At 65.8% G+C, this 26,979-nt stretch carries 24 protein-coding genes, 1 tRNA gene and 4 pseudogenes; 10 read left to right on the forward strand and 19 right to left on the reverse strand.

Going from position 1 to position 26,979, the window contains the following annotated elements; translation table 11 throughout:
- Positions 1 to 26: 26 nt before the first annotated feature.
- Positions 27 to 914, reverse strand: coding sequence for a methylmalonyl Co-A mutase-associated GTPase MeaB (meaB, locus tag B8W69_RS05115; RefSeq protein ID WP_085288876.1), 888 nt, complete (start codon positions 912 to 914; stop codon positions 27 to 29).
- Between the two features lie 7 nt (positions 915 to 921).
- Positions 922 to 2,061, reverse strand: coding sequence for a thiolase family protein (locus B8W69_RS05120; RefSeq protein WP_085288877.1), 1,140 nt, complete (start codon positions 2,059 to 2,061; stop codon positions 922 to 924).
- Positions 2,062 to 2,241: 180 nt separating this feature from the next.
- On the opposite strand from B8W69_RS05120, the gene B8W69_RS05125 reads away from it, so the two are divergent.
- Positions 2,242 to 3,114: a proline iminopeptidase-family hydrolase gene (locus B8W69_RS05125; RefSeq protein ID WP_085288878.1), complete on the forward strand. Its 873-nt coding sequence runs from the start codon at positions 2,242 to 2,244 to the stop codon at positions 3,112 to 3,114.
- Positions 3,115 to 3,135: 21 nt separating this feature from the next.
- Here B8W69_RS05125 and B8W69_RS05130 read toward each other — a convergent pair whose 3' ends face one another.
- The 4 genes from B8W69_RS05130 to B8W69_RS05145 are packed head-to-tail and all read right to left on the reverse strand — an operon-like array spanning position 3,136 to position 7,269.
- Entirely contained in the window at positions 3,136 to 3,906 is a 771-nt protein-coding gene (locus tag B8W69_RS05130) for an enoyl-CoA hydratase/isomerase family protein (protein ID WP_064882445.1), read from the reverse strand.
- Position 3,907: 1 nt separating this feature from the next.
- Positions 3,908 to 4,996, reverse strand: a complete 1,089-nt coding sequence (locus B8W69_RS05135) for an acyl-CoA dehydrogenase family protein (RefSeq protein WP_085288879.1) — start codon at positions 4,994 to 4,996, stop codon at positions 3,908 to 3,910.
- The gene (locus tag B8W69_RS05140) at positions 4,983 to 5,888 is read right to left on the reverse strand and encodes an acyl-CoA dehydrogenase family protein (protein ID WP_085288880.1); all 906 of its coding nucleotides are present in this window, start codon (positions 5,886 to 5,888) and stop codon (positions 4,983 to 4,985) included. Before B8W69_RS05140 ends, B8W69_RS05135 begins: the two co-directional genes overlap by 14 nt.
- Positions 5,866 to 7,269 carry a class I adenylate-forming enzyme family protein gene (locus tag B8W69_RS05145; RefSeq protein WP_085288881.1) on the reverse strand — a complete coding sequence of 468 codons (1,404 nt, stop codon included), beginning with the start codon at positions 7,267 to 7,269 and terminating at the stop codon, positions 5,866 to 5,868. Before B8W69_RS05145 ends, B8W69_RS05140 begins: the two co-directional genes overlap by 23 nt.
- Positions 7,270 to 7,393: 124 nt before the next feature.
- On the opposite strand from B8W69_RS05145, the gene B8W69_RS05150 reads away from it, so the two are divergent.
- The 3 genes from B8W69_RS05150 to B8W69_RS05160 are packed head-to-tail and all read left to right on the forward strand — an operon-like array spanning position 7,394 to position 9,374.
- Positions 7,394 to 7,732, forward strand: coding sequence for a 2Fe-2S iron-sulfur cluster-binding protein (locus B8W69_RS05150; protein ID WP_085288882.1), 339 nt, complete (start codon positions 7,394 to 7,396; stop codon positions 7,730 to 7,732).
- A 20-nt stretch (positions 7,733 to 7,752) separates the two neighbouring features.
- The gene (locus B8W69_RS05155; RefSeq protein WP_085289013.1) at positions 7,753 to 8,067 is read left to right on the forward strand and encodes a DUF4286 family protein; all 315 of its coding nucleotides are present in this window, start codon (positions 7,753 to 7,755) and stop codon (positions 8,065 to 8,067) included.
- Positions 8,068 to 8,108: 41 nt separating this feature from the next.
- The gene (locus B8W69_RS05160; protein WP_085289014.1) at positions 8,109 to 9,374 is read left to right on the forward strand and encodes an amidohydrolase family protein; all 1,266 of its coding nucleotides are present in this window, start codon (positions 8,109 to 8,111) and stop codon (positions 9,372 to 9,374) included.
- Between the two features lie 146 nt (positions 9,375 to 9,520).
- Here the strand turns inward: B8W69_RS05160 and B8W69_RS05170 are convergent.
- Both B8W69_RS05170 and B8W69_RS05175 read right to left on the reverse strand, forming a co-directional pair.
- Positions 9,521 to 10,337, reverse strand: a pseudogene (locus tag B8W69_RS05170) (LLM class flavin-dependent oxidoreductase).
- 20 nt (positions 10,338 to 10,357) lie between these two features.
- A complete protein-coding gene (locus B8W69_RS05175) occupies positions 10,358 to 11,251 on the reverse strand; it encodes an SDR family oxidoreductase (RefSeq protein ID WP_085288883.1) in 894 nt (297 codons plus the stop codon).
- Positions 11,252 to 11,415: 164 nt separating this feature from the next.
- Here B8W69_RS05175 and B8W69_RS05180 point away from each other — a divergent pair, with 164 nt between their 5' ends.
- Entirely contained in the window at positions 11,416 to 12,321 is a 906-nt protein-coding gene (locus tag B8W69_RS05180) for a LysR family transcriptional regulator (RefSeq protein WP_085288884.1), read from the forward strand.
- Positions 12,322 to 12,379: 58 nt separating this feature from the next.
- Here the strand turns inward: B8W69_RS05180 and B8W69_RS05185 are convergent, their stop codons facing one another.
- Genes B8W69_RS05185 through B8W69_RS05200 form a run of 4 tightly spaced genes read right to left on the reverse strand, consistent with a single transcriptional unit; the run spans position 12,380 to position 16,376 of the window.
- A complete protein-coding gene (locus tag B8W69_RS05185; protein WP_085288885.1) occupies positions 12,380 to 13,420 on the reverse strand; it encodes a CaiB/BaiF CoA transferase family protein in 1,041 nt (346 codons plus the stop codon).
- On the reverse strand, positions 13,417 to 14,373 hold the full coding sequence (locus tag B8W69_RS05190) for an LLM class F420-dependent oxidoreductase (protein WP_085288886.1): 957 nt from the start codon (positions 14,371 to 14,373) through the stop codon (positions 13,417 to 13,419). Before B8W69_RS05190 ends, B8W69_RS05185 begins: the two co-directional genes overlap by 4 nt.
- Complete coding sequence (locus B8W69_RS05195; RefSeq protein ID WP_085288887.1) at positions 14,358 to 14,798, reverse strand: methylmalonyl-CoA mutase C-terminal domain-containing protein; 441 nt, start codon at positions 14,796 to 14,798, stop codon at positions 14,358 to 14,360. The genes B8W69_RS05190 and B8W69_RS05195 overlap by 16 nt, the downstream gene beginning before the upstream one ends.
- The gene (locus B8W69_RS05200) at positions 14,799 to 16,376 is read right to left on the reverse strand and encodes a methylmalonyl-CoA mutase family protein (protein ID WP_085288888.1); all 1,578 of its coding nucleotides are present in this window, start codon (positions 16,374 to 16,376) and stop codon (positions 14,799 to 14,801) included.
- A 70-nt stretch (positions 16,377 to 16,446) separates the two neighbouring features.
- Between B8W69_RS05200 and B8W69_RS05205 the strand changes: the two are divergent.
- Positions 16,447 to 17,283, forward strand: a pseudogene (locus B8W69_RS05205) (SDR family oxidoreductase).
- Positions 17,284 to 17,287: 4 nt separating this feature from the next.
- Here the strand turns inward: B8W69_RS05205 and B8W69_RS05210 are convergent.
- The 4 genes from B8W69_RS05210 to B8W69_RS05225 form a co-directional block, all read right to left on the reverse strand.
- Complete coding sequence (locus tag B8W69_RS05210) at positions 17,288 to 18,100, reverse strand: methyltransferase domain-containing protein (RefSeq protein ID WP_085289015.1); 813 nt, start codon at positions 18,098 to 18,100, stop codon at positions 17,288 to 17,290.
- 81 nt (positions 18,101 to 18,181) lie between these two features.
- Positions 18,182 to 18,880, reverse strand: a complete 699-nt coding sequence (locus B8W69_RS05215; protein WP_085288889.1) for a M15 family metallopeptidase — start codon at positions 18,878 to 18,880, stop codon at positions 18,182 to 18,184.
- 156 nt (positions 18,881 to 19,036) lie between these two features.
- Positions 19,037 to 19,240, reverse strand: coding sequence for a cold-shock protein (locus B8W69_RS05220; RefSeq protein ID WP_085288890.1), 204 nt, complete (start codon positions 19,238 to 19,240; stop codon positions 19,037 to 19,039).
- A gap of 557 nt (positions 19,241 to 19,797) precedes the next feature.
- A complete protein-coding gene (locus tag B8W69_RS05225) occupies positions 19,798 to 20,031 on the reverse strand; it encodes a hypothetical protein (RefSeq protein WP_085288891.1) in 234 nt (77 codons plus the stop codon).
- A gap of 468 nt (positions 20,032 to 20,499) precedes the next feature.
- Between B8W69_RS05225 and B8W69_RS05230 the strand changes: the two genes are divergently transcribed.
- Positions 20,500 to 20,949, forward strand: coding sequence for a DUF5994 family protein (locus B8W69_RS05230; RefSeq protein ID WP_085288892.1), 450 nt, complete (start codon positions 20,500 to 20,502; stop codon positions 20,947 to 20,949).
- 116 nt (positions 20,950 to 21,065) lie between these two features.
- Here the strand turns inward: B8W69_RS05230 and B8W69_RS05235 are convergent.
- Positions 21,066 to 21,449 (reverse strand): annotated as a pseudogene (locus tag B8W69_RS05235) (cytochrome P450); the annotation flags it as partial.
- Positions 21,450 to 21,687: 238 nt separating this feature from the next.
- Here B8W69_RS05235 and B8W69_RS05240 point away from each other — a divergent pair.
- A pseudogene (locus B8W69_RS05240) lies at positions 21,688 to 23,064 on the forward strand (TIGR00366 family protein).
- Positions 23,065 to 23,094: 30 nt separating this feature from the next.
- Here B8W69_RS05240 and B8W69_RS05245 read toward each other — a convergent pair.
- Positions 23,095 to 23,162, reverse strand: a tRNA-Phe gene (locus tag B8W69_RS05245).
- Positions 23,163 to 23,335: 173 nt separating this feature from the next.
- On the opposite strand from B8W69_RS05245, the gene B8W69_RS32185 reads away from it, so the two are divergent.
- Positions 23,336 to 24,805 (forward strand): rolling circle replication-associated protein, encoded by a 1,470-nt coding sequence (locus B8W69_RS32185; RefSeq protein WP_014379125.1) that lies wholly within the window; start codon positions 23,336 to 23,338, stop codon positions 24,803 to 24,805.
- 107 nt (positions 24,806 to 24,912) lie between these two features.
- Positions 24,913 to 25,284, forward strand: coding sequence for a hypothetical protein (locus B8W69_RS31220; protein WP_044059196.1), 372 nt, complete (start codon positions 24,913 to 24,915; stop codon positions 25,282 to 25,284).
- A gap of 433 nt (positions 25,285 to 25,717) precedes the next feature.
- Here B8W69_RS31220 and B8W69_RS05260 read toward each other — a convergent pair whose 3' ends face one another.
- Positions 25,718 to 26,413, reverse strand: a complete 696-nt coding sequence (locus B8W69_RS05260; RefSeq protein WP_014379124.1) for a TetR/AcrR family transcriptional regulator — start codon at positions 26,411 to 26,413, stop codon at positions 25,718 to 25,720.
- Positions 26,414 to 26,979: the final 566 nt, after the last annotated feature.

Consider the following 26,979-nt stretch of genomic DNA (forward strand, 5'->3'; position numbering starts at 1 on the left):
TCCCCCGATCGGGGGACAGCGGGCCGTCAGTCCGTTCCGGGCGACGGAGGTGAGATCAGCTGATCAGCGGCCGTGTACGGGTCCTGGTCACCATCAACGACCGCCTCGGCCAGCCGGTCCAGATCGGGCTGGGTCCGCAGCCGGGTTTGCGCCAGCGACAGAATCTGCGCTCGGGCGCGGGCCAGCCGGCGGGCGCGACTGTCGGTGCGGCGGTGGTCCTCGATGGCGGTCATCAGGTCTTCGATGCCCTCACCCCGGGCAGCGATCAGCGAAACAATGGGCGCGCTGGTTTCGGCCCGAAGATCCCGAACCGTCTGTTCGGCGCCGTCCCGGTCCGCCTTGTTGACCGCCACGATGTCGGCGACTTCCAGCACTCCCGCCTTGGCGGCCTGAACCGCGTCGCCCGCGCCGGGATTGAGGATGACGACGGTCGGGTCGGCGACGGCGGCAATCTCGATCTCGGACTGCCCCACTCCCACGGTCTCCAGCAGGACCACGTCGTAACCGATCGCGCCCAGCAGCCGGATGGCCGCAGGCACCGCGGCGGCCAGGCCGCCCAGGTGCCCACGGGTGGCCACCGAACGGATGAGTACGTCGGAGTCGTTGATATGCGCGGCCATTCGAATTCGGTCACCCAGCAGCGCTCCGCCGCTGAACGGGGACGACGGGTCCACCGCCAGCACTGCCACCCGGCTGCCGCGCTCGCGGTAGGCGGCGACCAGCGCGGCGACCGTCGTCGACTTTCCCGCGCCCGGCGGTCCGGTGATGCCGACGACCGGCCCCATGCCCTGCGGCGCGGGACCGATAGTCTCCAGGACCTCGTTGCGCTGGTCGCCCTCGACCAGGCTGAGCAGCCGACCGGCCGCGCGGGGAGATCCATTGCGCGCGCGGGCAATCAGGTCGGCGATGATCATGTACGCATTATGGAGCCGGGACCTCGATCACGGTCGCCGAGCCCATTCCACCGCCCGCGCACATCGCCGCGACGCCGATGCCACCGCCGCGGCGGCGCAATTCGTGCACCAGGGTGACCAGCATCCGGGCTCCGGTCGCCGCGACGGGGTGCCCCAGCGAGCAGCCACTGCCGCTGACGTTGACCTTGTCGGGGTCGAGCTCGAGCAGTTTGATGGTGGCCACGCACATCGCGGCGAAGGCTTCGTTGATCTCGAAAAGGTCGACGCCGGAGGTCGAAAGCCCAGCCCGTTTAAGGGCTTTCGGTATCGCCTCCACCGGCGCCAGGCCGGTGATCGCCGGGTCGACGCCGACGGATGCCCAGGACCGGATGGTGGCCAGCGCGGGCATGCCGAGCCGGTCGCTGGCGATGACGAGCGCCGCTGCGCCGTCGTTGGCGCCGCACGCGTTGCCGGCGGTGATCGAAAAGCCCTCGATCTCCGGGTGCAACGGCTTGAGTGCGGCCAGCTTCTCCATCGTCGTGTCGCGCCGCGGGTGCTCGTCGACCGAGAACAGGCCGTGCGGCGTCTCGATCGGGACGATCTCCTCTTTGAAGCGGCCTTCGTCGATGGCGGCGATGGCATTGCGGTGTGACCGCAGCGCCCAGGCGTCCATCTCTTCACGACTCACACCGGCCTTGACCGCGGCGTTCCAGCCCACGGTGATCGACATGTCCATGTTCGGCGCGTCGGGCCGGTCCGGGTGGGTCGGGGGGAACCAGTCGACCCACTCGCCGTCCACGTGGATGCGGGAGCGCGGTGACGTCGACGCCGCATTCACGCCGCCGGCGATGATCAGCTCGTCCATCCCGGCGCGCACGCTAGCCGCCGCGCTCTGCACCGCCGCCTGCCCGGCCGCGCAATGCCGGTTGTTGGCCAACCCGGGGACGTGGGACAGCCCGGCGGTGATGGCCGCGTGGCGGGCGATCACGCCGCCGCCGTAGAGGCCCTCGCCCAGGATCACATCGTCGACCTGCGCGGGGTCGAGATCTCTCGCCGCTTCGGTCACCACGTGCTGCGCCAGATCGAACGCGCTGGTATCACGCAGTGTGCCCCTGCGGGCGGTACCGATGGGGGTGCGCAGGGCGGACACGATGACGGCTTCAGACACGGGTCTTCTCCAGATCAACCAGCAGGTGCGATGCTCCGAGAGTCATCCGCATTTTCATGAGAACAGTATTCTCTCAGTAGGAGAGTACGAGTTGCAAGGATCGGTCCTCGCCGCAGCCCGGGTGGCTTATCAGTCGCCCGGTCGCCGGGAGTGCCTACACTGCTGCTGATGGCAGACAGAATGACTGCGCCGCAGGGGACGATCGTGGTTCCGGGCGGAAGGGTCTGGTTCAAACGGGTAGGCGGTGGAGCGGGTCTTCCACTACTCGTAATTCATGGCGGGCCGGGTTTACCGCACAACTATTTACGGTCGCTGGAGCGGCTGGCTAAGGGGCGAGAGGTAATCTTCTGGGATCAGCTCGGCTGCGGAAACTCCAAATGCCGCTCAAATCCCCAACTTTGGACCATGCAACGCGCGGTGGCGGAGGTGGACGCCGTATTGTGCGCCCTCGGTCTGGACCGCTTCCACCTCTTCGGCAACTCCTGGGGCGCGATGCTGGCCCAGCAGTACATGCTCGACGCGGCGCCCGCCGGCGTTGCGAGCCTCACCATCTCGAACAGCATCGCGTCCATCCCGGAGTTCGCAAACATGGTGGCGCGCTTGAAGTCCGAGCTCGATCCGGCCACCCAAGCCGCAATTGACGGTCACGAAGCTGCTGGCACGACGTACTCTCCCGAATACCAGGCCGCGATTCGTACCTGGAACGAAACCTATCTTTGCCGGATCCGTCCGTGGCCGCGAGAGCTCGAGGATGCGTTCCGGAACATGGGCGCCGAGGTATTCGAGACGATGTTCGGCCCCAGCGATTTTCATATCGTCGGGACGATCCGGGACTGGGATGTCTTGGATCGGCTGGACGAAATCAGCGTGCCGACACTGGTACTCGCGGGTCGATACGACGAGTGCGTGCCCGAACACATGTGGGAGATGCACAAGCGGATACCGGGTTCACGGTTCGAGCTGTTCGAAACCAGCGCGCACATGCCGTTCATCGAGGAGCCGGACAAGTTCGATGCGGTGATGCGCAACTTCCTGCGCCGGCATGATGTCTGAGGCCGTCGTGCGGGTAGAACCTCAGTTCTTCTTGGCCGCGTTGAATTTCGCGACGTTGGCCCGGAAGTCCTCGGTCACGAACGACTGGCTCTCGGCCGACAGCGCATAGTCCAGGCTGGCGAGCACGGCCCGCTCCAGATGAATGTTGAGCACCCGCTTGGTGCTCTCCACCGCCTGCTGCGGCAGCTCCAGAATCTTTTTGGCGCTGGCGATCGCCTCCGCAACCGGGTCGTCCGCAATGTGGTTGGCCAAGCCGAGCTCGACGGCCCGCTGTGCGCTGATCCGGGTGCCGGTGAGGGCGAACTCTTTGGCCAGCAGCAGGCTGATGTGCAGCGGCCAGGTCAGCGGCCCACCGTCGGCGGCCACCAGCCCCACCTGCACGTGCGGGTCGGCCAGATAGGCGCTTTCGGCGATGTAGACGATGTCGCTGAGCGCCACCAGGCTGCAGCCCAGCCCGACGGCGGGGCCGTTGACCGCCGCCACCACCGGAATTCGGCAGCGGGCCATGCCCAGCACGATCTCGCGCCCGTCCCGGATGGTTTTGGCGCGCAGCTCAGCATCGTTCGCCAGCTCCTCCAGATACGTGAAATCGCCGCCGGCCGAAAAAGCCCGGCCGGCACCGGTGATCACCGCGGCGCGGGCGGTGGGGTCATCGGTGAGGCGCTGCCAGAGCCGCGCGAGCCCGACATGCAGGTTGTCGTTGACCGAGTTGAGCGAATCCGGGCGGTTGAGCGTGATGATGCGCAGGGCACCGTCGGCCTGAACGTCGATTTCGGTAGGCATGTCGTACACGTCAGACTCCCAATCCCAAGATTCGTGAAGCGATGATGTTCTTTTGTATTTGTGATGTCCCGCCCATGACGCTCTGCGCCCGGCTGTACAAGTAGGCGCTCAGCAGATCGGGATCGCGGGTTCCCGCGACGGCGAGGGCCGCATGCCCGACGGATTGTTCGACCCAGGTCATCAGCAGCTTGTCCAGCGAGCCTTCCGAGCCGTGCGATACCCCGTCGAGCTGTTCGGAGAGCCGCCGCCGGACGTGATGGGTCAGCATGTCCGACTCAACCGCGGCCCACGCCAGTTCTTCGGGCACTTCACCGTCGTTGCGCGACAACAGCTCTCGGACGAGCTTGCCGTAGCGGGCCGCATAGCCGAGTGTGGACGGCTCGCGCTCGTGCCCGACGACCGTCATGGCCACGGCCCAGCCATCGCCGGGTGCGCCGACCATCCGGTCCGCCGGCACCGTGGCATCGTCGAAGAACACCTGGCCGAATTCGTTGGTGACCCCGTTGATCATCTGCAGCGGGTGCTGTTGCACGCCAGGCTGTTTCATGTTCAGAACGAATGCGGACAGACCGCGGTGGCGCTTGGCCCCGGGGTCGGTGCGCGCCAGCAACAGGCACCGGTCCGCCACATCGGAATAGCTGGTCCAGATCTTGTGGCCGTTCACCACATAGTTGTCGCCCTCGAGGCGAGCGGTGGTGGTCAGCGACGCCAGGTCCGAGCCGGCGCCCGGTTCGCTGAACCCCTGGCACCAGCGCTCGGTGCCGTTGATGATGCCGGGCAGGAAGCGCTTTCGGAGCTCGTCGCTGGCGTGGGCGCCGATGCCGTACACCAGATAGCCGACGCTGGGGCGCGGCGGCGCACCGGCACGCACCAGTTCCTCGTCGACGATGACGTCGTAGACCGGTGCCAGGTCCTGGCCGCCCCAGTCCCGAGGCCAGGACAGGCCGAAAAAGCCATTCGCGTACAGGGCCCGGTGCCAGTCGGCCATGCGCACCCAGTACTCGTCGCCCGAGCCCGAGAACTCGTTGGCGTGTGCGGCAAGCCATGTGCGCAGCCGCTCCCGGAAGGCGGCTTCATCGGGTGAGTCACGAAAGTCCAAGATCGATCTCCTTCAACGCGACCGGCCACAGCTCGGTCGATGTGAGGGCACGGCGCAGGTAGACATGCGCCACGCATTCCCAGGTGTTGCCGATACCACCGTGCACCTGGATAGCCGTCTCGCAGACGGTGCGGGTGGCGCGCGCGCAGTACACTTTTGCGATTTGGGCGGCCCGAATCGCTTCGGCGGGGACAAGCTCATCGACGCCCCACGCGGCATGCCGCAAGACGCTCACCGAACCCTCAATCAGCGCAAGGCTTTCGGCCAGCAAGTGCGCGATGGCTTGGTACGAGCCGATCTGCTTGCCGTACTGTTCACGGATTTTCGCGTAGTCACACGCGACGGCGTGTGCGCCGCGGGCGATGCCCACCAGATCCGCGGTCGTGGTGACCAGCGCGAGGGCCCGCCATTGTTCGGCAACCTCGGGCGACACGTCACCCAACGTCTCCGGCGATCCCGCGACAGTGCCGTCGGCCCGCGTCAGGTCGACGCTCTGCGGCGAAACCTGCACATCGACGGCGCGGACCGTGCCGCCCGAGAGCGACAGGGCGCGCCGGGCGCCGCGGGCATCGATCACTCGATCGTCGACGGCCACCGTGGCCGCCGCCACGTCGGCGCCGACGTGGCGGCCGAGATCGTCGGCGAGGACCGGTCCCAGGAAAGGTGTGTCGACCAGCCGGCGGCCGAACTCCTCGGCCACGATGGCCACCTCCACACCCGAGGCCCCGTCGGAACGCAGCGACCGCCAGCCGGTGTTCTCGATCTGCTTGTCCAGACGGGTGATTCGCGCCTGGTCGTCGAGATCCTGCACCGCTGCCGGCCCGAGATCGTCAGCCAACTTGGCGGCGGCATCGCGTAATTGCTGTTGTTCAGCTGTCAGACGTACATCCATAGCGCTCCTTCAGCACTCGGCGCAGCACCTTGCCGGAAGGCAGGCGAGGAATGTCGGCGACGAACACGACCCGGCTCAGATGTTTGTATGACGCCAGTCTTTCGTCCACCATGGCGGTCAGTTGGGTCGCATCGACGGGAGCGGACGTCGCGACCGCAGCCACGACGGCTTCGCCGTTCAGTCCGTCGGGAATCCCGAACACCGCGCAGTCTTTGACGGCCGGATGACCGTGCAACACCGTCTCGATTTCGGCAGGCGCGACCTGGAAGCCGCGCACTTTGATCATCTCTTTGAGGCGGTCGGTGATTCGCAGCCAACCGCCGGTGTCCAGCGAGCCGACGTCCCCGGTGCGATACCACCCGTCGCGGACCGCCTCGGCGGTCGCCTCGGCCGGGAGGTAGCCGGCCATGAGCGATGCCGACCGGGCCTGGATCTCACCGACCTCGCCCGCGCCGACCGGCTCGCCGGTCTCCAGCGAAACGACTCGCAGGTCGACGCCGGGCACCGCCCGCCCGACGGTGTCCAGGCGCGGGTCATCGATCGGATTACACGCTACGACAGGCAATTCCGTGGTTCCGTAGGCCGGAAGCCAACCCACTCCGGTGCGCCGGGTCACCGTCTCTGCGACGTGGGCCGTGACCGGGGTGGCACCCCACATGATGTAGCGCAGCGACGACAGGTCATAGGACTCGAGATCGGGATGCGACGCGATGGCCAGCGCGATAGGAGCGACCGCTATTTCCACTGTGATGCGGTCACTTTCGATGTGCCGCAGCACCCGGTCGATGTCGAACCGGGGATGTAGGCGCACGCAGACACCGGTCTCCCACGCAGTCAGCAGATTCAACAGTCCGAGGATGTGTGACGGTGGCGTCGCGACCTGGATCCGGTCGTGGTGGGTCAGGTGCAGCGCTTGGCGCCAGTGCCGCACCGCCTCGTCCAGCGAGGCGTGGGTGTGCCGGACGGCCTTCGGCAGGCCGGTGGTGCCGGAACTGAACACCAGCGCCGCGTCGCTCGCAGGCGGCGGTGCGCCGGCGGTCGGCTCCGCGGGCGCGACCGGCTCGTCCATGTCCAGCATCGGCATCATACCGGCCAGTACCGCGTGGTCGCCGACGGCGTGCTCGGGGTTGGTCAGGGCCAGCGCATGGTCCACCTCGTCGCGCTTCCACGCGGGACTGATGAGCACCGCCGTGGCGGCCAGTCGCCAGATCGCCAGCACGACGGCGAGGAACTCCGGCCGATTGGAGGCCATGACGGCGACGCGTTGACCTGCCGTGACCCCGTCTTTCGCCAGGGTCGCGGCCCATCCGTCGGCCAACGCGTCGAGCTCGGGCACGCTGAATCGCCGTTCCTCGAACACGAGCGCCGCCGGCTCGGTCACGTCCCGTCCTTCCCTGACAGACCGGGCTGACCCGACATCCATACAGTCTTGAGAAGATGCTATCGCTTCGTGAGAATAGTATTCTCTATACTGAAGAATGCAAGTACGGAAGGGGGCGGTCTCAGTGACGGTCACCCGGATCATCGAGGAGACCCCACGGGTGACAGATCCGGCAACAAACGGCTCCAGCGCCGGAACGGTGACGATTCATCTCGACCGCAAGAAGGTCTCGGTGCCCATAGTCCCGGGCGAGACCCTGCTGGAGACCGCGCGGCGGGCCGGGCTGGAACCTCCGTTCAGCTGCGAGGCCGGTAACTGCGGTACGTGCATGGCCAAGCTCGAGCAGGGCCATGCCACCATGCGGGTCAACGACGCTCTCGAAGAGGACGAGGTCGCCGAGGGCTACATTCTGACGTGCCAGGGCGTTCCGGATACGGACACGGTCACGGTGCGCTACGAGTAGCAGCCAGAGAGGTGGCGACGATGGCCAAGGGCATCATCCTCGTGGAGAGCCGACCCAGCTCGCCCGAGCGCGAACAGGAGTACAACACCTGGTACGACGAGGTGCACCTCGGTGAACTCGTAGCGCTGGACGGATTCGTCTCGGCGCGCCGCCTTCGACCCGTCGCCGCCGACGGACCCTACGTCGCCATCTACGAGATCGAAGGCGACGACCTGCAGGCGATTCTGGACAACATGATCGCCAACGCGGGGCAGCTACACATGTCGGACGCCCTGCAGCTGGACCCGGCGCCGATTCCACGACTGCTCGAAACCACCACGGAGTGCGGCGGCTGACCGAGTTCGGCTCGAGTCGCGGCGCGGGAGAGGACTGCTTGATGAAGGTCGACGACCTGATTTTGGTGAGCATTGACGACCACGTGGTCGAGCCGCCGGACATGTTCCTGCGGCACGTGCCCGCCAAATACAGGAACGAGGCGCCCGTCGTCGTCACCGACGACAAGGGCGTGGACCAGTGGATGTACCAGGGCAGGCCGCAGGGCGTCAGCGGCCTCAACGCGGTGGTGTCGTGGCCCGCCGAGGAGTGGGGCCGCGATCCCGCCGGCTTCGCGGAGATGCGCCCCGGCGTCTACGACGTCCACGAACGCGTCCGGGACATGAACCGCAACGGCATCCTCGCGTCGATGTGCTTCCCGACGTTCACCGGCTTCTCGGCCCGGCACCTCAACATGACGCGCGAGGACGTCACCCTGGTGATGGTGTCGGCCTACAACGACTGGCACATCGACGAATGGGCCGGCTCCTACCCGGACCGCTTCATCCCGATCGCGATCCTGCCGACCTGGACACCCGAGGGCATGTGCGCCGAGATCCGTCGGGTCGCCGCAAAGGGCTGCCGGGCCGTCACCATGCCGGAATTGCCGCACCTGGAAGGACTTCCGAGCTACCACGACGAGGACTACTGGGGTCTGGTGTTCCGCACGCTGTCCGAGGAGAACGTGGTGATGTGCCTGCACATCGGCACCGGCTTCGGGGCAATCAGCATGGCGCCCAACGCGCCGATCGACAACCTGATCATCCTGGCCACCCAGGTGTCGGCGATGTGCGCCCAGGATCTGCTGTGGGGCCCCGCGATGCGCAACTATCCCGACCTGAAATTCGCCTTCTCCGAAGGCGGTATCGGCTGGATTCCGTTCTACCTGGACCGCAGCGACCGCCACTACACCAACCAGAAGTGGCTGCGCCGCGACTTCGGCGACAAGCTGCCCAGTGATGTGTTTCGTGACCATTCGCTGGCCTGCTACGTCACCGACAAGACGTCGCTGAAGCTGCGCCACGAGATCGGCATCGACATCATCGCGTGGGAGTGCGACTATCCGCACTCGGACTGCTTCTGGCCGGACGCGCCCGAGCAGGTGCTCGCAGAACTGGACGCCGCCGGCGCCGACGATTCCGACATCGACAAGATCACCTGGGGCAACGCCTGCCGGTTCTTCGGCTGGGATCCGTTCGCCCGGACCCCACGCGAGCAGGCGAACGTCAAGGCCTTGCGCGCCAAGGGAAGTGATGTGGACGTGTCGATCCGGTCGCGTGCCGAGTGGGCGCGTCGCTACCAGCGAAAGCAGCTCGCGCAGCTGACGTAGCGCGGCCGGTCAGCCCGTCGGCGGGTTGACGAACCAGACGTTCTCTCGCGCAGGCTGCGGCTACGCCAGCCGTCGGCCGTGCGCGTCAACGACGGCGTCACGCTTGGCAGCGAACTCGATGGAATAGATCTCTACCGCCCGTATCTTCAGCTGGTGGTGTCGGCGATTGTGCCCGCCGGCGATACGCGGTGATCAGTGATTGGTAGCTGTGCCAGCGCCGGACCCAGCTTTTCGAGTTGGCGCACCCCGGCTGCGAAGTCGCCCCCGACCGGCAGCAGCAACGCCACGTGATCCGCGCCCGCGGTCAAGTGCTCGCACACCATCGCCGCGATGCACGACGAATCATTCTGGGCCACAAGCATATCCTCGGTGAGGCTCAACCCCATGACCAGGAGCTTGTCCGGTCCCAACGCCTCGCGGGCGTGGGCGGTGGACTCCGGCGGCAGCCCGGCGGGAAACGCGCCATCCGCCTTTTCATCAGCCAGCGCAAGCATTTTCGGCCCGTTGGCGGCGACGATCCGGGGATACGGCGCTTCCGGTGCCAGCGGCCATGTCGGGCTGTCCATCGCCTCCAGGTAGTCGCGCATGGTGGCCAGCGGGCTGCCGAATTCGCGGCCGACGCTGGCCGCCTGCTCCAGGTAACCCACCCCTAGGCCGAGCGCAAGCCTACCCGGATACGCCTGCGCCAGTTGGGCTGCCGCTGCGTGCATGGTCTGGGCCGGCCGGGCCCAAACGTTGGCGATGCACGTGCCGAAGGTCATTCGGTCGGTGGCGGCCAACAGTACGGCGAGCTGCACCAAGGCATCCTTGCCGATGACCTCGTTGGTCCAGACCGCGCCGTACCCAGCGTTTTCCAGACTGCGCGCGGCCTCCCGCAAAAGGTCGGCCGGCGGGCGCGCTGGTGAACGAGACGGGCAGACACACCCCAACCGGGCCCAGCGCCTGGCGTGCCGAGGCGATCACTGAATCAGTCACGGTTCCGCTCACTCGCCGAAGTAGTGGCCGGCGTCGAGGTCCTCGAGCAACCCCGGTCGTTCCGAGTGCCAGTCGAGGATCTTCTGCGTCAAGGCATTCGACGTCGGGTTGTCCAGCGACGCGAAGAGCGCGAGAAAGCCGAAGTGGCCGGCATTTTCGGCGGCGATGCTGGACGTCGGCACGTCCAGGTGACGACCGATGACGGCGGCGATGTCCCGGAACGGCACTCCCTCATCGGCGACGCCGTGCAAACGCGTCCCGGCGGGCGCATTTTCGAGCGCCAGCCGGCACAAGCGCGCGGCGTCGAGCGTGTGCACCCCTGGCCAGCGGTTGGCACCATCACCGATGTAGCCGGACACGCCGGCATCGCGGGCGACGTTGATCAGGTGGTGGGCGAAGCCATGGTGATCCAGGTCGCTGTGCACCAGGGGCGCAAGGCGGATCACCGACGACCGAACCCCGCGCTCGGCGAGCGCGATCACCGCGTTTTCCGAGTCAACCCGCGGGCCGGATGGCACCGTGTCCTGCTCGGTGGCGACATCGCCCTGTCTCAGCAGCGCAAGCAGCAACGTTCCGGACGTGCTGACGAATGGCCGATCGGAACCGACGAGCGCTTCCCCGATGGCGCGCACAGCGCGCAGGTCCGTCTCGGCCGCGCCCGCGAAGTCATCGAAGTCATGCTTGAAGGCGAGGTGGATGACGCCGTCGGACGCCGCGGCCGCGTCGCGCAGGCTGTCGAGGTCGTCAAGATCTCCCCGGCGCGGTGTTGCCCCCGCGGCTTGGAGGGCGGCGGCGCCGGCGTCCGACCGCGCCAAACCGGTGACCTGATGCCCGGCGTCGAGGAGTTCGGTGACAACGGCGGAGCCGATGTGACCGGTCGCGCCCGTGACAAAGACGTGCATGAGAGTTTCCTTCTGGTCCCGTGGGTGTATGCCATCAAGTCAATGGCGGCGGGAAACCCGTGTCCAAGTCCTGTTTCATATGGCGCGATGCAATTCAGGTATCACCGCAGTTCACCGTGGCTTCTGACGCGTAAATCGCGGCCAGAGCGGATTACACTGAGCGCATGACGGACTCGGCATCGCCGGTGGTGGATCTTGACCTGCGGTTGGTGGGTTACTTCGTCGTCGTCGCGGAGCATCGGCACTTCGGCCGGGCTGCCTCAGCGCTGCGCGTCGCGCAGCCGTCGTTGAGCCGCCAGATTCGCCGGCTCGAGCAGCAACTCGGCGTCCGTCTGTTGGACCGCACCCCGCAGGGCACCCGGCTCACGGAGGCGGGCGAGGTGTTTCTGCCCCGGGCCAAGGCGCTGCTGCGTTCGGCCGCCCAAGCCACCGCGCAGGCGCGAGCGGCCGCGCAGCCCAGCCGGATCACCATCGGGTACACGATGGGCATGATCGTCACACCCGCGGTGCGCGAGATGCGCCGCGAGCATCCCGAAGTCGATGTTCAAGTCACGCATTTGGATTGGGACCAGGCGCTCGATGCGTTGCTCGGCCATCGGGTGGACGCGGTGGTGACCCGGCTGCCGTTTCCGACCGAGGGGCTGCACGTGACGATCCTGTACGACGAACCCCGGGTGCTGGCGATACCCGTCGACCATCGCCTGGCCGGCCGGGAATCGGTCACCCTCGACGACATCGCCGACGAACCCATGCCGCGGGTGCGGCATTCGGATCCGGCCTGGAGCGCCTTCTGGCGCATCGATCCGCGACCCGACGGTCGCCGGGCACCCGATGGCCCATTCATCGATGCACTGGAGGACAAGTTCGAACTCATCGCCTCGGGACAAGCGGTGGCGATCACGGCGGGTGTCCACGGCAACGGCGTGCGGCCGGATATCACCACGGTGCCGTTGGAAGGTGTTGAACCCAGCCATGTCGTACTGGCTTGTCGCGCTGGGGATCGCAGCCGTCTGCTGGCGGCCTTCCGCAAGATCGCTGAGGCTGTCCTCACCGGACCTGCGCCGGTCTGAGCGGCGCGCGCTGCTCAATCCCCACAGACGCGCGGCTGGCCGCAAACTCGCAAGTTGACTACGCCTGGGGAAGCTCCGGTGCCGGCCGGTACTCGGGCTCATACCCCGAGACGTGGATCGGGCTGCCCACCAACCGGAATTCGCCCGCTGTCACAACCACTTCCGGCGTGGCCTCGAGCGCCTCAGGCAGGGTTCGGACGGCGGCCGCCGGAACTCCCAGCGGGCGCAGCCGTCGCTCCCACCCGACGGCGCTGTCGGTGGCCAGCATCGCGGTGACGACGGTCAGCACTTCGTCGCGCCGGGCGACTCGCTCGGCCATCGTCTCGAAGCCGCCGATGCCCGCCTCGGCGGCAAACGACTTCCAGAATCCGTCGTGCGTGATGAACAGCGCCAGGTATCCCTCGGCCGTCGGAAAGAGCTGTGCCGGAACGTAATAGGAATGGGCGCCGTAGGGGCGGCGCTGCGGCTCGACGCCGCTGTTGAGATATGCCGATGCGTGGTAGTTCAGCTGGGACAACATGACGTCGCGCAGCGACACATCCACCTGGCCGCCGGTTCCCGAGATGATCTTCGCCAAGAGCCCCAGTGCCGCAGTCATTCCCGTGGAGTTGTCGGCCGAGGAGTATCCGGGCAACGTCGGCGGACCGTCCGGGTCGCCGGTCAGGGCAGCGGTGCCCACACCTGCCTGCACCACATAATCGAAGGCCGGGTCGTCGCCGCCGTAAAGGCCGAAGCCGGTGATCGCCACGCAGACAATCTTCTCGTTGTGCCGGCGCAACTCGTCGTAGGTCAGGCCCAGTCGGCGGATGGCGGACGGCTTCAGGTTCACCAGCAGCGCATGCGATTCGGCGACCAGTTCGCCTAATCGTTGCTGCCCCGCATCGGAATTCAGGTCCAGCGTGATGCTGGACTTGTTGCGGTTGAGGCTGGCGAAGTAGGTGGCACCCACACTGCGGGAGATCTCGCCGCCGGCGGGCTCGATCTTGGTGACCTCGGCACCGAGATCGGCCAGCATCATGGTCGCATACGGACCCGCCAGCATGGTGCCGACCTCGAGGATACGTATCCCGGCCAGCGGTCCGGTGTTGTCTGCGGTCAACGCAATTCCGCGGCGAGTGAGGCGATCATTTCGCGGGTGCGCCCCTTGGACGCGACCAGCTCGTCGCGGTTGTCGCCGATCGGCAGCAGCCGCACGGACAGATCCGTCACACCGGCGTCGGCGAATCGGCGCATCCGGGCCAGGATCGCCTCCTCGTCGCCGGCCGCACACAGATCACCGACATCGCGGGCGTCGCCGCGGTCGAGCAGGCGCTGGTAGTTGGGCGACACCTCGGCCTCGCCCAGGATGCGGTTGGCCCGCTCCTTGGCCTCATCGACTTGCCCAGGCGCACACAGGCATACCGGGATTCCCGCCACGATGCGCGGTGCGGGCCGCCCAGCGTCCGCAGCGGCCTTGGTGATCTTCGGCGCGATGTGATCGCCAATCGCGCGCTCGTCGGCCATCCACAGCACGGTGCCGTCGGCGAGTTCACCGGCGATCTGCAGCATCACCGGTCCCAGCGCGGCGACGAGCACCGGCATCGGGGTATCGGCCCCGATCGCCAACGGATTGTGCACCTTGAACGAATCGTTCTCGACCTCAACCGATCCCGGCCCGGCAACAGCGCTGTTGAGCACCTGCAGGTAATCGCGGGTGTAGGCGGCCGGCTTCTCGTACGGCAGGCCGAGCATGTCCCGGATGATCCAGTGGTGCGACGGGCCGACGCCGAGCGCCAGCCGCCCGCCGGCCACCGCATGCGTCGAGAGCGCCTGGCGGGCAAGGGCGATCGGGTGCTGGGCCTGCAGCGGCACCACGGCTGTGCCCAATTCGATGCGCGAGCTGTGGGTGGCCATCAGCGACACCATGGTCAGGCAGTCGAAGTCGTTGGGCACCTGCGGCATCCACGCCGTGTCCAGGCCCGCGGATTCGGCCCATTCGATATCGGAGACAAGTCTGTCCACCTTGCGGGCCATGTCGCCACGCTCGGCGCCGATCATCACTCCGACGCGCATGATTCCTCCGTGACTGGGTCGTTCGAGTCGATGTCCGCCGTGCCGGTCAGTGCGCGGATGTCGCGCACCAGGTTGTCCAACGGTGTCCCGGTGGGGAATACCGCGGCGGCGCCGGCGGAGAGCAGCTTGGGGACGTCGGCGTGCGGGATGGTGCCCCCGACGACGACGGCGATGTCGGCGGCATCGGCGGCGCGCAGGGCCTCCACGGTGCGCGCGGTGAGGGCCAGGTGGGCACCGGACAGGATGCTCAACCCCACCACCGCCACGTCCTCCTGGACGGCAATCGAGGCGATGTCCTCGATGCGCTGGCGGATGCCGGTGTAGATGACTTCGAACCCGGCGTCACGCAGGGTGCGGGCGACGATCTTCGCGCCGCGGTCATGCCCGTCCAGGCCGGGTTTGGCAACGAGTACGCGGACGGCCATCTAGAACACCACCGGTTGCTGGAATTCGCCCCATACCGCCTTGAGCGCAGAGACCATTTCCCCGACCGTGCAGTACGCGTTGGCGCAGTCGATCAGCTTGTGCATCAGATTGTCATCTCCTTCGGCTGACCGCGACAGCGCAGCCAACGTGGATTTCACTGCGGCCGAATCCCTTTCGGCCTTGACCTTGGCCAGCCGCTTGAGCTGCAGATCGCGGCCTTCGGCGTCGAGTTCGTAGGTGACGACATCGTGCGCCAGTTCCTCCGTCACGAACCTGTTGACCCCGACGACGGGCCGGGTGCCGGCTTCGACCTCCTGATGCATGTTGAAGGCTTCGTCGGCGATCAGACCCTGCAGGTAACCGTCCTCGATGGCCTGCACCATTCCGCCGTGTCGCTCGAGGTCGGACATGATCTCGATGATGCGCTCCTCGGTCGCATCGGTCAGCGCCTCGACGAAGTAGGAGCCGCCGAGCGGGTCGGCGACGCTGGCGACGCCGGTTTCGTGCGCCAAGATCTGCTGCGTGCGCAATGCCAGTGTGGTGGTTTCCTCGGTCGGCAGGGCGAACGGCTCGTCCCAGGCCGCCGTGAACATCGACTGCACACCACCCAGCACCGCGGCCATCGCCTCGTAGGCCACCCTGACGATGTTGTTGTGGGCCTGCGGCGCGTACAGCGACGCGCCACCACAGACGCAGCCGAAGCGGAACATGGCCGCCTTCGCCGTCTTCGCCCCGTAACGCTCCTGCACGATAGTCGCCCAACGCCGCCGTCCCGCACGGTATTTGGCGATCTCCTCGAAGAAATCCCCGTGGGTGTAGAAGAAGAACGAGATCTGCGGCGCGAACTGGTCGATCGTCATGCGGCCGCGCTCGACCACGGTGTCGCAATACGTCACCCCGTCGGCCAGGGTGAACGCCATCTCCTGCACCGCGTTGGCCCCCGCGTCGCGGAAGTGTGCGCCGGCCACCGAAATCGCGTTGAACCGGGGAACCTCGGCCGCACAGAATTCGATGGTGTCGGCGATCAGTCGCAGCGACGGCTCCGGCGGCCAGATCCAGGTACCGCGCGAGGCGTACTCCTTGAGGATGTCGTTCTGGATGGTCCCCGTGAGCTTCTCCCGCGGTATCCCCTTTTTCTCGGCGGCGGCGACGTAGAACGCCAGCAGGATCGCCGCCGTCCCGTTGATCGTCATGCTCGTGCTGAGCTTGTCCAACGGGATGCCGTCGAACAGGATCTCGAAGTCGGCCAGGGTATCCACCGCGACGCCGACCCGGCCCACCTCCTCGCCGAACTCGGGGTCGTCCGAGTCGTATCCGCACTGCGTGGGCAGGTCGAGCGCCACCGACAGCCCCGTGCCGCCCTGCTCCAGCAGGTAGCGATAACGGCGGTTGGATTCCTCGGCGGTGCCGAATCCCGAGTACTGGCGGAAGGTCCAGAGCTTGCCGCGATAGCCGGACGCGAAATTACCCCGGGTGAAGGGGAACTCACCCGGTTGCGGAGGCTCCGCGCTTACATCCGCCGGCCCGTACACGGGCTGCAGCGGGATACCAGACGGAGTGTGGGCCGTATTATCCATCGGTGAATAACGTACTTGCAAAAAAAGAGAATGCCAATACCGCATACTTGACCAGGTAAAAGGAGGCTCCATGCCCAACGGTTCGCTCGTCGATCGCACCGTCGTCATCTCTGGTGGCAGCCGCGGAATCGGGCTCGCGATCGGGATCGGTGCGGCCAGGCAGGGCGCCAACGTGGTGCTCCTGGCCAAGACCGACACTCCACATCCCCGCCTGCCCGGGAACGTGCACACCGCGGCGGCCGAGGTCGTGGCCGCCGGCGGCAAGGTGCTGGCGGTCGTCGGCGACGTCCGTCGCGAAGAGGACGTGCAGCGCGTGGTGGATGCGGCGGTGCAACGGTTCGGCGGCGTCGACGTCTGCGTCAACAATGCCAGCGCCATCGCGGTGGAACCGACCGCCAAGTTGTCGGCCAAAAAGTACGACCTGATGCAGGAGATCAACCTGCGCGGCACCTTCCTGCTGACCAAGGCATGCGTGCCCCACCTGTAGAAATCCGCCAACCCGCACGTGCTCACCATCTCGCCACCGGTGAACATGAACCCCCGGTGGCTGGGCGAGCACCCGGCCTACACGCTGTCCAAGTACGGGATGACGCTGCTGTCGCTGGGCTGGGCGGTGGAATTCGCCTTCCAACCCGGGAGAGCCGGGATCGGCGTGAATTGCCTTTGGCCGCAGACGTATATCGCGACCGCGGCGGTGGCGAACATGGCCGACGGGGACAAGCTGGCCGAGCCGTCGCGCAGCCCCGAGATCATGGCCGACGCCGCCGTCGAGATCATCTCTCGCCCCAGCCGGGACGCGACCGGCAACTGCTACATCGACGCCGATGTTCTGCACTCCGCCGGTGTCGAGGACCTGTCCCGGTACGGCGGCGGCGACCAACCGATTCCGGACCTTTTTCTCGACTGAGCGTCTACGCGCGGCAGATGATTTCCCCGTGCGGGATGGCGATCCAGCCGTCCGGGGCGGAGGCCCATTCCCGCCACGCGGCGGAAATCTCGTGAAGCTGCGCCGTGGTCGCCAGATCGAGGCTCACCAGGTCACGGGCGACGGTGGAGTGCAGAATTCGCTCGGCCCACATTCCGCCCCACCAGTCGCGCGTCGCGGGCGTGGCATAGCACCACAGGCTGCCCGTGGGCGCGATGTCGCCGAATCCAGCCTGCTGCGCCCACGACAGCAATCGCCGCCCCGCATCCGGTTCGCCGCGGTTGGCGCGCGCGACGCGCTGGTAGAGGTCTCGCCACAGGTCGAGCGCCGGCATTTCGGGGTACCAGACGAACCCCGAGTAATCGGCGTCGCGGGCCGCCACGATGCCGCCCGGCGCGCGCACTCGCCGCATCTCCCGCAGGGCCGCGACCGGATCGGCGACGTGTTGAAGCACCTGATGCGCGTGGACGACATCGAAAGTGCCGTCCGGGAATTCGAGGTTGTGCACGTCGGCGGTCGCGAACGAGACGTTGGACAGATTGCGTCGCTCGACTTCGGCGCGGGCAACATCGAGCACGTCGGCGACCTGGTCGACGGCGGTGACCGCCCCGGGCGCGACGAGGGCGGCCAGGTCGGCGGTGATGGTGCCGGGTCCGCACCCGACGTCGAGCACGGACAGCCCCGGCTTCAGGTACGGCAGCAGGTAGGCCGCGGAGTCCTCGGCGGTGCGTCGCTGATGCGAGCGCAACACCGACTCGTGGTGTCCGTGCGTGTAGGTCGCTTGATGTTCGTCGTTCACCGTGATCCCTTGCCGCGTCTCGTCTGGCAGCTTACGCCGAGCGGCCACAATATGAAATCAGCGTCTCATCATATGAGATAGCTAATTAACGGGCACGCTGAGTATCGGTTGGTCGATGCCGGCGCCCGGGCCGTCGAAATGCCACCACTCCCCCGAATACACCTTCAAGCCGCCGTAGGTCATGGCGGACCGCAGCGCGGCCCGGTTCGCCACCGCGTCAGGGCTGATGCCCTGGGTATTGAAAGCGGTCGCCCGAGAGGTGAAGTCGTCGAAGTCGGTACCCATGTCGGCCAGACAGAGCCCACCAGCGTGCTGCCCGGACGGGCACGGCTGCTGCGGCGTCGTGAAGGTGACGTCGACCGAACGCCCCGACTCATGGCTGTGCGCGTACGGACCCGGTCGGGCGACCCACGCCGGGTTGGGGACCAGGTTGAACATCTTGACTTGAACGTCGTGCGGCCGATAGCAGTCCCAGAACACCAGCAGGTGGCCCTGTGGGCGTAACGCGCCGGCCGCGGCGGCCAGGCCGGGCGCCATCGATTGGTGCACAAGGCATCTGGCGTCGGAGGGGTACAGCTGCGTGTGGGTGAAGTTGTTGGTGGTCGCGTAGCGCAGATCGAGCACCGCGTCGGGAACGACGGTACGGATGTCCACGAAGCCTGCCGCACGCGCGGCGTCGCTGACCGGCGGCACGTCGGGGGATGCCTGGGCGGTGAGTGGCCCGCCCACCCAGGCAAGCGCCAGCGCGACCGTCAATAGCAGCACCCGCGCGAGACGCATCCGGTCATTATCCCGATTGGTCGGTCCGGATCGGGTGAAGCACCAGATGATGTCGCAGCCGACGGGGCAGCGGCTTCCGAATGCTGGAGAGGTCCGGAAACACCAGTGGGCTGCTGCGAAGCAACCGCACCAGCCCACCGTGACGTTTGTGAATTTCTAGACGGTACTGACTCCTACTGCCTGGGGACCCTTGGCTCCTTGCTCAACCTCAAACTGAACGCGCTGGTTTTCGTCGAGCGAGCGATAGCCGTTTCCCTGGATTTCGGAGTAGTGGACGAAGAGGTCCTTCGCGCCGTCGTCAGGGGTGATGAAGCCGAAGCCTTTTTCACCGTTGAACCATTTCACAGTTCCCTGTGCCATATTACTTAACTTCTCTCATTCAAATGCGGATGTACCAAAAACATCCATGCGGGCCCAGGGTAGCACGAAACCGACCATATTTTGAAAATAGTTGCGTCGCTTGCGAATTCATTTATCAGCGAGTCGGGGCGTGGGGCCACGCGAGCCGGCGGAACCAGCGCGCCCAGGCCGTGGGGCCGCCCTCTCTGGATGCAGAAAGCACGCCAAGGCGGCATCTCACCTAAGCGGGGCATGCACGGCGCCGGCTGCCTGTAGGGTGGAGGGGAACCGCATTCTAGCGGTCACCCCGAGTCGCGGACGAGTCACGAATGAGAACGCCGTGCGATTCGATCGTCGTCCGACGCCGCGTAACGATGCGTATCGGCCGAACTCTTCATTGGAAGGACAGCCCATGGACCAGTCGAACCTGTTTTCCCACCCCGAGGCACCGAAGCATGTCGCTTCGGGCGAAACCTCTGCGAAACCGGTCGAGCACCCGACGTTTTCCGATCGGCCCGATACGGAGGCTGTCGGTTCTTCGAATTGCCGTCCCTGATCGGCGTCGAAGCGCCGGTACGTCAGGATGCTTTGGCGTACCGGCGGACCAATTCGCCTTCTCCGAACGTACTGGTTCGCTGCTGACCGTTATCGTCCCGACTGAAAAATGTCCATTGCCCCGGACCACTCTGCGGGCCACTGATCATCGTGACCTTCAGACGCAATTCGGTGGGACGCCGCGTGCCGATGATGTCACCGACCCGGATCTGCGATGGGTGGATCTCAACCGCGTCACACCAGTTTGCTATTGCCATGTAATCCGTCCTCGTCGTCGCCACCACCCTACCCGTCATCGCGCTCCAAGGGCAGATGGGAAGCGTCGTCTCCTCATCCCTTGCACCGCAAAGGATTTGTTGCGGTTGTCAATGACAAGCTTGAGTCGCCGGGCGAATTCCCCAGACGCGGTCGGCCAAGCCGTGCCGTGCTTGCGCGCTGTCGCTGGCTACCCGACCGCCCGGGCCGGCCGGTAATGGCGTAGCGTTGAAGACGAGCCATTCGTTGTCAGCGGTGGTCCACCGCATGGTCGGCGCGGATGACACCCCTCGGCAATGTGATTCCTCCGTTGGTCCCGCACCCGCGGGCTCGACGACGACGAGCGCGAAGGCACCGCCCATGGGTTATGCAATCCCGCCCATCACCCATGGGCGGAAAACTCCGACAAATTCTGCGGATATCTGCACCTTCATGACTAGGTGCGCGAATTGCCAACTGCGGTACTTCCGATGAGCTACGCGGCCAGGACCCGGCGCCAGGCCACTCCCATCCGGCTATCGGTTGCTCGCCACCTCGGCCGCGATATCGACGGCGCATGGTGGCCGCGTGCAGATCGCATCACCAACGAATTACCCGAGCTCATTGCGGTCCTGACTCCGTTGCTCGGGGATGTCACTTCCATCAATGTGAACTGGTCATCGCTGCAGCGACCACCCGATTTCAACTGGCCGGGGTGGGAAGGCAAGCGCCAGCACGTCATGACGGTGAGCGGCGCACATGGTTGCGCGAACCTGCTGATCGTCTCTTACGCGACCCACAGTGCGTTGGCCCTGATGGTGCTGCGGTGCGCCGCGGACCTGCCTGTCGACGGCGCCGACCGCGCCAAACCCACATTTATTGTCGCAGAGGCGATCCTGCAGGCCGCACAACAACAATGTGAACGGTCTTCCGGAAACTAGCCCCGCGACCAGCGCTATACCCCAGCGCGATATCGCCAAGGTATTCAAGATCGTTCGGAGCTTGAGGAAGCTGTGAAGAGGGTGCCGTAATGCTCGCGGCACAGGATTGACGCGCGTCAGTCGGCCTGGGTGAACTCGATGTGCAACTCCTTGAGCCCGCGCCGCAAGAACGTGGACTCGTAGCGGTAGTCGCGGTTGGGCGCCACGCCGTGCTTGGCTTCACTGACCCGGATGTCGCGCGTTCGGTCGAGGAGGCGGTTGATGGTGATCTGCCCCTCCACGCGCGCCAGCGGTGCGCCCGCGCAGGTGTGGATTCCGCGGCCGAACGCGATGTGCTCGCGGACGTTCTTCCGGTCAACCTGAAATTCGTTGGGATTCTCGAATTTTCGGGGGTCACCGTTGGCCGCTCCCAGGCACAGCATGATGACCGTGCCGGCCGGGATGTGCAGTACCCGTCGGTCGCCGGCCCGACCCAACGCCCTGTTGACCCGGAACGCAACCACGCAGCCACGGCAGTTCATAGCCGCGACATCTTCCGTCAGGTTCAGGCCTCATCAGTTCCGCTATTACGATCAGCCAATGCGCGCGGTCGAACGCGAGCTGGCCAGAGAACGCGAGGGCAGGTCGATGACGACGAGCGAAGAACCCAAGGCTGCCAACGAGGCGCGTGAGGTGGCGCCCGAGGCCGAACGGCCAAGCGCGTCAGGCGAAGACGGTAAACCCAGACACCGCGGCGTCATCCAGGCGTTCACCGCGCTGTGCGTCCGGTATGTCGAACGGCTGATGCCCGACCCCTTCCTGTTCGCGGTCATCCTCACCGTCATCGTCGCCGCGCTGGTTGCGTTCCTGGTGAAGGGCGCCTCGCCGAGCGGCATGGTCAAGGCGTGGTACGGCGGTGTGTGGGGATCGCAGAATATCTTCACCTTCGCCTTCCAGATGGTCTTGATCCTCGTGACCGGCTACACGCTCGCCGAGGCGCCAGTTCTCAAGCGGGCCATCGTTTACATCGCGGGCAAGCCGCGGAACCAGGTGCAGGGGGCCCTGCTCTGTTTCGGCTTGAGCGCGGCACTATCCCTGCTGAACTGGGGGCTCGGGTTGGTCGCAGGTGCGCTGATCGCGCGCCAGATCGGGAAGCGCTTCGCCGACACACATTTCGGCTACCTCATCGCCGCGGCGTTCATGGGCTTCATCGTCTGGACGCAGGGACTGTCGTCGTCGATCGCGCTGGCGAACACGGACGACGGCAGCCCAATCAACGTGATCCACAAGATGACTGGCGCCACGGTGCCGCTCAAGCTGACGATCTTTGAGCCCTACAGCTGGCTGTCGGTGATCGTCGTGCTGGCGCTGCTCGCGCTTGCGATCTGGCGCATGCAGCCGACACAAACCCTTGCGCCGCATCCCGCCGTGTTCGAGGACGAGGGCCAGGCCAAGGCCAAGGCCGAGGGCAAGCGATCGTTCGCCGAATGGCTGGAAAATCAATGAATTCTCAACGTCTTCGTGTTCGCCGCGGGCATTGCCTACTTCTGCCTCAGCGGTTTCGCGCTGAACATCTCGTCGATGATCATGTTGTTCACGATCACCAGCGCGCTGCTGCACGGCACGCCGATCCGGTTCATCCGGGCATTCACCGGTGCCGCGAAGGTGTCCGGTCCGCTGCTGCTGCAGTACCCGCTCTACGGCGGTCTGGTCGCTCTGCTCGGCTACGCGCCCCCGCACGCCGGCGGCAAGACCGTGCCCCTGCAGACGCTGCTGGCGCACGGGCTGGTGAGCGGCGCGACGCAGTACACGCTGCCGTTTTTTACCTTCATCGGCTCGTTGATCATCAGCTTGTTCGTGCCGTCCGGCGGCGGGCACTGGGCCGTGCAGGGCCCGATCGCGGTCGACTCGGCGCGCGCGGTCGGTCAGACCTCGCCGGCCTACCTCGGGTTGATGTCCATGGCGGTCGCCGTCGGCGAAGGGGTGGCGAACATGATTCAGCCGTTCTGGCTGCTGCCCCTGCTTGCGATCGCGAAGCTCAATGTCCGTCAGGTGATGGGCTTCACGATCGTCGCGTTCTTGATCGGGTTGGTGGTGCTGGGTGCCACCACTCTGATTGCGCCCTACGTGGTTTGACGCGCGCTACGCCGAGGATTCGCAGATCCTTGGTGGCCAGGGGCGGGATCGAACCGCCGACCTTCCGCTTTTCAGGCGGACGGAATGGCCACTGGCCTGCGGTTTAACGTCGTTCATGCGTCAAATGCGGCGCGCTGAGCGCGTCTGACGCAGGCTGCCCGTCCGACGATCGGACACAAACCGGACACGGTGACAGCACTCCCGACAGGGACCCCTTCATCGCCCTTCACTCAGTGATGCGCGCCGAGGGCTCCCGGGGAGCAGATGCGCGATGCCCAGCATCACGAGGTCGACCGCCCGTCCAACGAGCACGACCGCGGAGCGACCCACTCTTCGGCCGGACACAAGCCGAACGGCCAGCCGGAACACGGACGGAGCCGCGGACGCCGGGAGGCCGCGAGTGCCCGAGGCCGCCAGGGCCGCAGGGCGCGAGAGCGGTAGCGGTCGGTCGGACGGCGGGAGCGGCGTAGGCCGTGTTCCGGCTGGGACCAACGGGCTTGTTATATGTGCCAAAAGTGTCCGCGATGCCGCCGAGGGCGGTGTTGATGCGCAGTTATCGGCGGCAGATGCCCTCGGACTGCGGTTCCCAAGGCCCGAGCTGGTGGCCTCGGCGGCAGCACTCTTTGAACCGGCGGGGCCGTGGGCGCGAGGGCGGGGCCGGCTGGGCGTAGAACCTGAGTCCGGCCGATTTCGGATCACGATCGGCCCCGGTGTAGTCCGACTCGGCTGGACCAACCCGGTGCGTCCGGAAAAGGCATCTGAGCGTGCAGTCAAACGACACCGCCTCGATGTGACGGCAGAGGTTGATCGCATTGAGGCCGGTCGCAACATTCCCGACTCGGCAGCCCGTGCGATCACCGAATGGTCTCGCAAGTCGCGCGCGGCAATGTGTCGCACCTTCGCCGAGCTCGACTACACGCCACTGGTGGAGTGCGACCGTGTCCCTGCAATGGTCACCTTGACCTACCCCGGCGACTGGGAATCTGTAGCACCTGATGGGGCTAGCGTAAAGCGGCATATGATGCTGTGGCGCAAACGTTTTCAACGGGAATGGGGTGAACCGGCCCGCTACATCTGGAAGCTGGAATTTCAACGCCGCGGCGCTCCGCACATTCACCTCTGGATGGCTCCGCCGCATGCGGTAGGCCGATCCGGCGTCAAATTCCGCGACTGGCTCTCGCGCGAATGGGCGGAGATCGTCGGCCATCCGGATCCCGAGCAGCGCGAGCGCCATTTGCTCGCTGGCACGGCCATCGATGTTCGCAACGGATTACGTGCGTGTGACCCGAAACGCCTGGCTATCTACTTCACCAAACACTCATCGCCAAACATCAACGGCGACAAGGAATATCAGCATATCGTGCCCAATTTGTGGCAGCAACCTGGGCGCGGACCCGGCCGATTCTGGGGTGTCTGCGGACTCAAGAAGGCCATTGCGGTTGTAGAGGTAGCTCAGGACGCATACCTGGCTGCGCGCCGGATCGTGCGACGCTGGTCACGTAGCCAAGCGATATACGGCAATCCCGGCAGCAGCTTCCCCACCGCCGTCGTGCCGCGCACGGCCACTCGCCTGGTCCCCCGCGTTGGTCAGTACACGGGCGTCGTGACCTTCCGGAGGGTGCGCCGACGACGAGCCTTCTGCAGCCAAGGAGGCCTCGCGGGCGGATACGCACTAGTGAATGACGGTCCGGCTTTTGCGTCCAACCTAGCTGCCGCAGTGTCGGGGGCGTCACCTAGATAAAGCAGCCGAACTCATCCATTGCCACAATGCGCACTCGGGTTCGTCACGTCATACATTCTTTATTCTGACCGTCGAAAACGCCGGTTTCGCGCCCTAAAATTTCGATCATGGTTACTCCTCCGGTCCTGCTCCGGACGTCATCACAACGCCCACCGGCCTGGCAACGCTGGGTGCTCAACGCGATGTACAACTTCGATCGATACACGATCGATGATTGGCTAGGTCTCATGAGAGATCATCTCCAGCGAACCGAGGGTGCCACCGCGATGCGGACCGCTCGCTACACCATTGATGTCATGCGCCACGTTAGGGCGCTCACGTCGGCGACCGCGAGCCTTGCTTCACACGGCGACCCGGCGGCCCGCTCTGAATTGGCCGACGCCGCTCTCGACTTGAAGAGCGCCCTCGATAGGCTTCATGAAGCGCGCGACCAGCTGCTAAAAGCCGCTGGCGCCGAACGTGTTACTGATGCTGACTGAGGCAATGAGTCTGCTCTTAAGCTGGCCACGAAAGACACGTGGGTCGCTGAGGGTGGATGTCCCCCAACGCCGGTGTGATGCGATGTGCATGACAGCATGATGTATCCCGGTGATTCGGTGCTGCTGCCTTCCGGCTTGTCCGATCGTGGCGAACGCGTGTTCCCGGTCCTGTGGTTGACATCGGGGTGAACACCTACCGTCACGCCGCACTTCGATCGGGTCGTTCACTTCTGTCTCGATGCGTCGCTGGCGCGGATAGCGTTTCGTGCCCTGCGGGCCCGCATACCGACTGGGAATCGACTTTTTGTCGGCGGCAACTGAATACTGACCACTGCGCGGCAAGCTGATCAGTTTTCGCTTGCCGTTGACACTTTTTAGTTGCGCAGTGTGCGCGAGCCCGATCCGGGCTATGCATCGTCGACCGTCTGCCGAGCTAGTTGCCGCCTTGATCGGAATGGCTTATGCCGGACGAGGATTTCCGGGCCGAGGGCCGCGAAGGGGGTGTGTCTGCCGGGCGGCGGTGCGCGGTGAGGAAATCGTCGACTATACGTTCACAATCTCGGCGATCGACTGCGCGCAGCCCGGTGAGTCGAGCGAACGCCACCGGGCCGACGAGTTGGCACAGGATCAGTTCTAGATCGAAGTCGTCGAGGCCGGCTCGGGCTTCAGGGCCTTCTAGGAGGCTGTTGAACGGTTGGCGGTAGTGGTCGATGATCCGTGTTCGGAGCGCGTTGCGATCGTAGGTTTCCTCTGTGCCGTCCGGTGTTGGCCCGAGCGCGACCCAGGCCAGCGTGGTGACGTGCAGCGGCGCTTCTTGAAAGAGGGTCGCCTGTCGGCTCAACAGCTCGATCAGTTGGTCGCGTAATGATCCCGTAGCAGGTGGTGGGGTGACCTGCGGTAGCAGCCGTTCAAATGTGGCGGCCAGCAGTTGGGTGGAGCTGGTGAAGTGCCGATACAGCGTGGTGCGTGCGACCTTGGAGGCTTTGGTGACCGCGTCGATGGTGACGGCTTCGATGCCACCGGCATTGAGGAGTTTAGTCGCCGCATCCAGCAATCGGGTCCGTGACCGAAGGCGGCGTGGGTCGACGTCGTCGTCTTCATCTACCGAGGTTTCGGCGTCACGCTCCACGTAGTCACCGTAAACCCCCCACGAACCTGGCCCGCAGCGAATTGCACCGGGGAAGCCATTCAATCCGTCGAACGATACTAGTAGTATCGTAGCGATACTATGAGTACACTTTGGCGGTGTAGGCCAAGCACCGAAGGAGGATTGGTGATCAGGCAACCGGTCGAGCGGTTCGGGACCCGGGGGAGTCGACGGTGCTGCCCCCAGTCGGCCGGCCGCGTGGCTATCGAAGGATCCAGCTTCTGCCTCGGCGCGGCGACCTCACGGACGAAAGACGTCAAATCCTGATGAATGTGCCGATTTCGCTGACGAAAACCCACCTCTGGAGGCGTGCGGTTCGGGATATCCGGCTGGCCAGTCGCGGTATTGCCAAGCGCACACACCAAGGACGCCCGGTCGACCAGGGCCGCGTTCGTCCACGTCACTATCCCCCTCGCACTTGCTCGTACCTGGACGACGATCTGATGAGTCGGGAAATGCACGATCATGTTCGCGATGAGCCGATCAGGCTGAGTTCCCGGCTGGCATTTCGCCTACGGCGTTCGTGAGCTTGTCAGCAGCCAGCGATG

It is taken from the genome of Mycolicibacterium vulneris (genome assembly GCF_002104765.1).
In the GTDB taxonomy this organism is placed as follows: Bacteria; Actinomycetota; Actinomycetes; order Mycobacteriales; family Mycobacteriaceae; genus Mycobacterium; species Mycobacterium vulneris.

Excerpts from the sequence above, each read along its gene's own strand:
- meaB (WP_085288876.1), bottom strand. The coding sequence starts at position 914 with ATGATCATCGCCGACCTGATTGCCCGCGCGCGCAATGGATCTCCCCGC.
- B8W69_RS05125 (WP_085288878.1), top strand. The coding sequence starts at position 2,242 with ATGACTGCGCCGCAGGGGACGATCGTGGTTCCGGGCGGAAGGGTCTGG.
- B8W69_RS05140 (WP_085288880.1), bottom strand. The coding sequence starts at position 5,888 with ATGGATGTACGTCTGACAGCTGAACAACAGCAATTACGCGATGCCGCC.
- B8W69_RS05155 (WP_085289013.1), top strand. The coding sequence starts at position 7,753 with ATGGCCAAGGGCATCATCCTCGTGGAGAGCCGACCCAGCTCGCCCGAG.
- B8W69_RS05160 (WP_085289014.1), top strand. The coding sequence starts at position 8,109 with ATGAAGGTCGACGACCTGATTTTGGTGAGCATTGACGACCACGTGGTC.
- B8W69_RS05175 (WP_085288883.1), bottom strand. The coding sequence starts at position 11,251 with ATGCACGTCTTTGTCACGGGCGCGACCGGTCACATCGGCTCCGCCGTT.
- B8W69_RS05180 (WP_085288884.1), top strand. The coding sequence starts at position 11,416 with ATGACGGACTCGGCATCGCCGGTGGTGGATCTTGACCTGCGGTTGGTG.
- B8W69_RS05190 (WP_085288886.1), bottom strand. The coding sequence starts at position 14,373 with ATGCGCGTCGGAGTGATGATCGGCGCCGAGCGTGGCGACATGGCCCGC.
- B8W69_RS05195 (WP_085288887.1), bottom strand. The coding sequence starts at position 14,798 with ATGGCCGTCCGCGTACTCGTTGCCAAACCCGGCCTGGACGGGCATGAC.
- B8W69_RS05200 (WP_085288888.1), bottom strand. The coding sequence starts at position 16,376 with ATGGATAATACGGCCCACACTCCGTCTGGTATCCCGCTGCAGCCCGTG.
- B8W69_RS05215 (WP_085288889.1), bottom strand. The coding sequence starts at position 18,880 with ATGCGTCTCGCGCGGGTGCTGCTATTGACGGTCGCGCTGGCGCTTGCC.
- B8W69_RS05220 (WP_085288890.1), bottom strand. The coding sequence starts at position 19,240 with ATGGCACAGGGAACTGTGAAATGGTTCAACGGTGAAAAAGGCTTCGGC.
- B8W69_RS05225 (WP_085288891.1), bottom strand. The coding sequence starts at position 20,031 with ATGGCAATAGCAAACTGGTGTGACGCGGTTGAGATCCACCCATCGCAG.
- B8W69_RS05230 (WP_085288892.1), top strand. The coding sequence starts at position 20,500 with ATGAGCTACGCGGCCAGGACCCGGCGCCAGGCCACTCCCATCCGGCTA.
- B8W69_RS32185 (WP_014379125.1), top strand. The coding sequence starts at position 23,336 with ATGCCCAGCATCACGAGGTCGACCGCCCGTCCAACGAGCACGACCGCG.
- B8W69_RS31220 (WP_044059196.1), top strand. The coding sequence starts at position 24,913 with ATGGTTACTCCTCCGGTCCTGCTCCGGACGTCATCACAACGCCCACCG.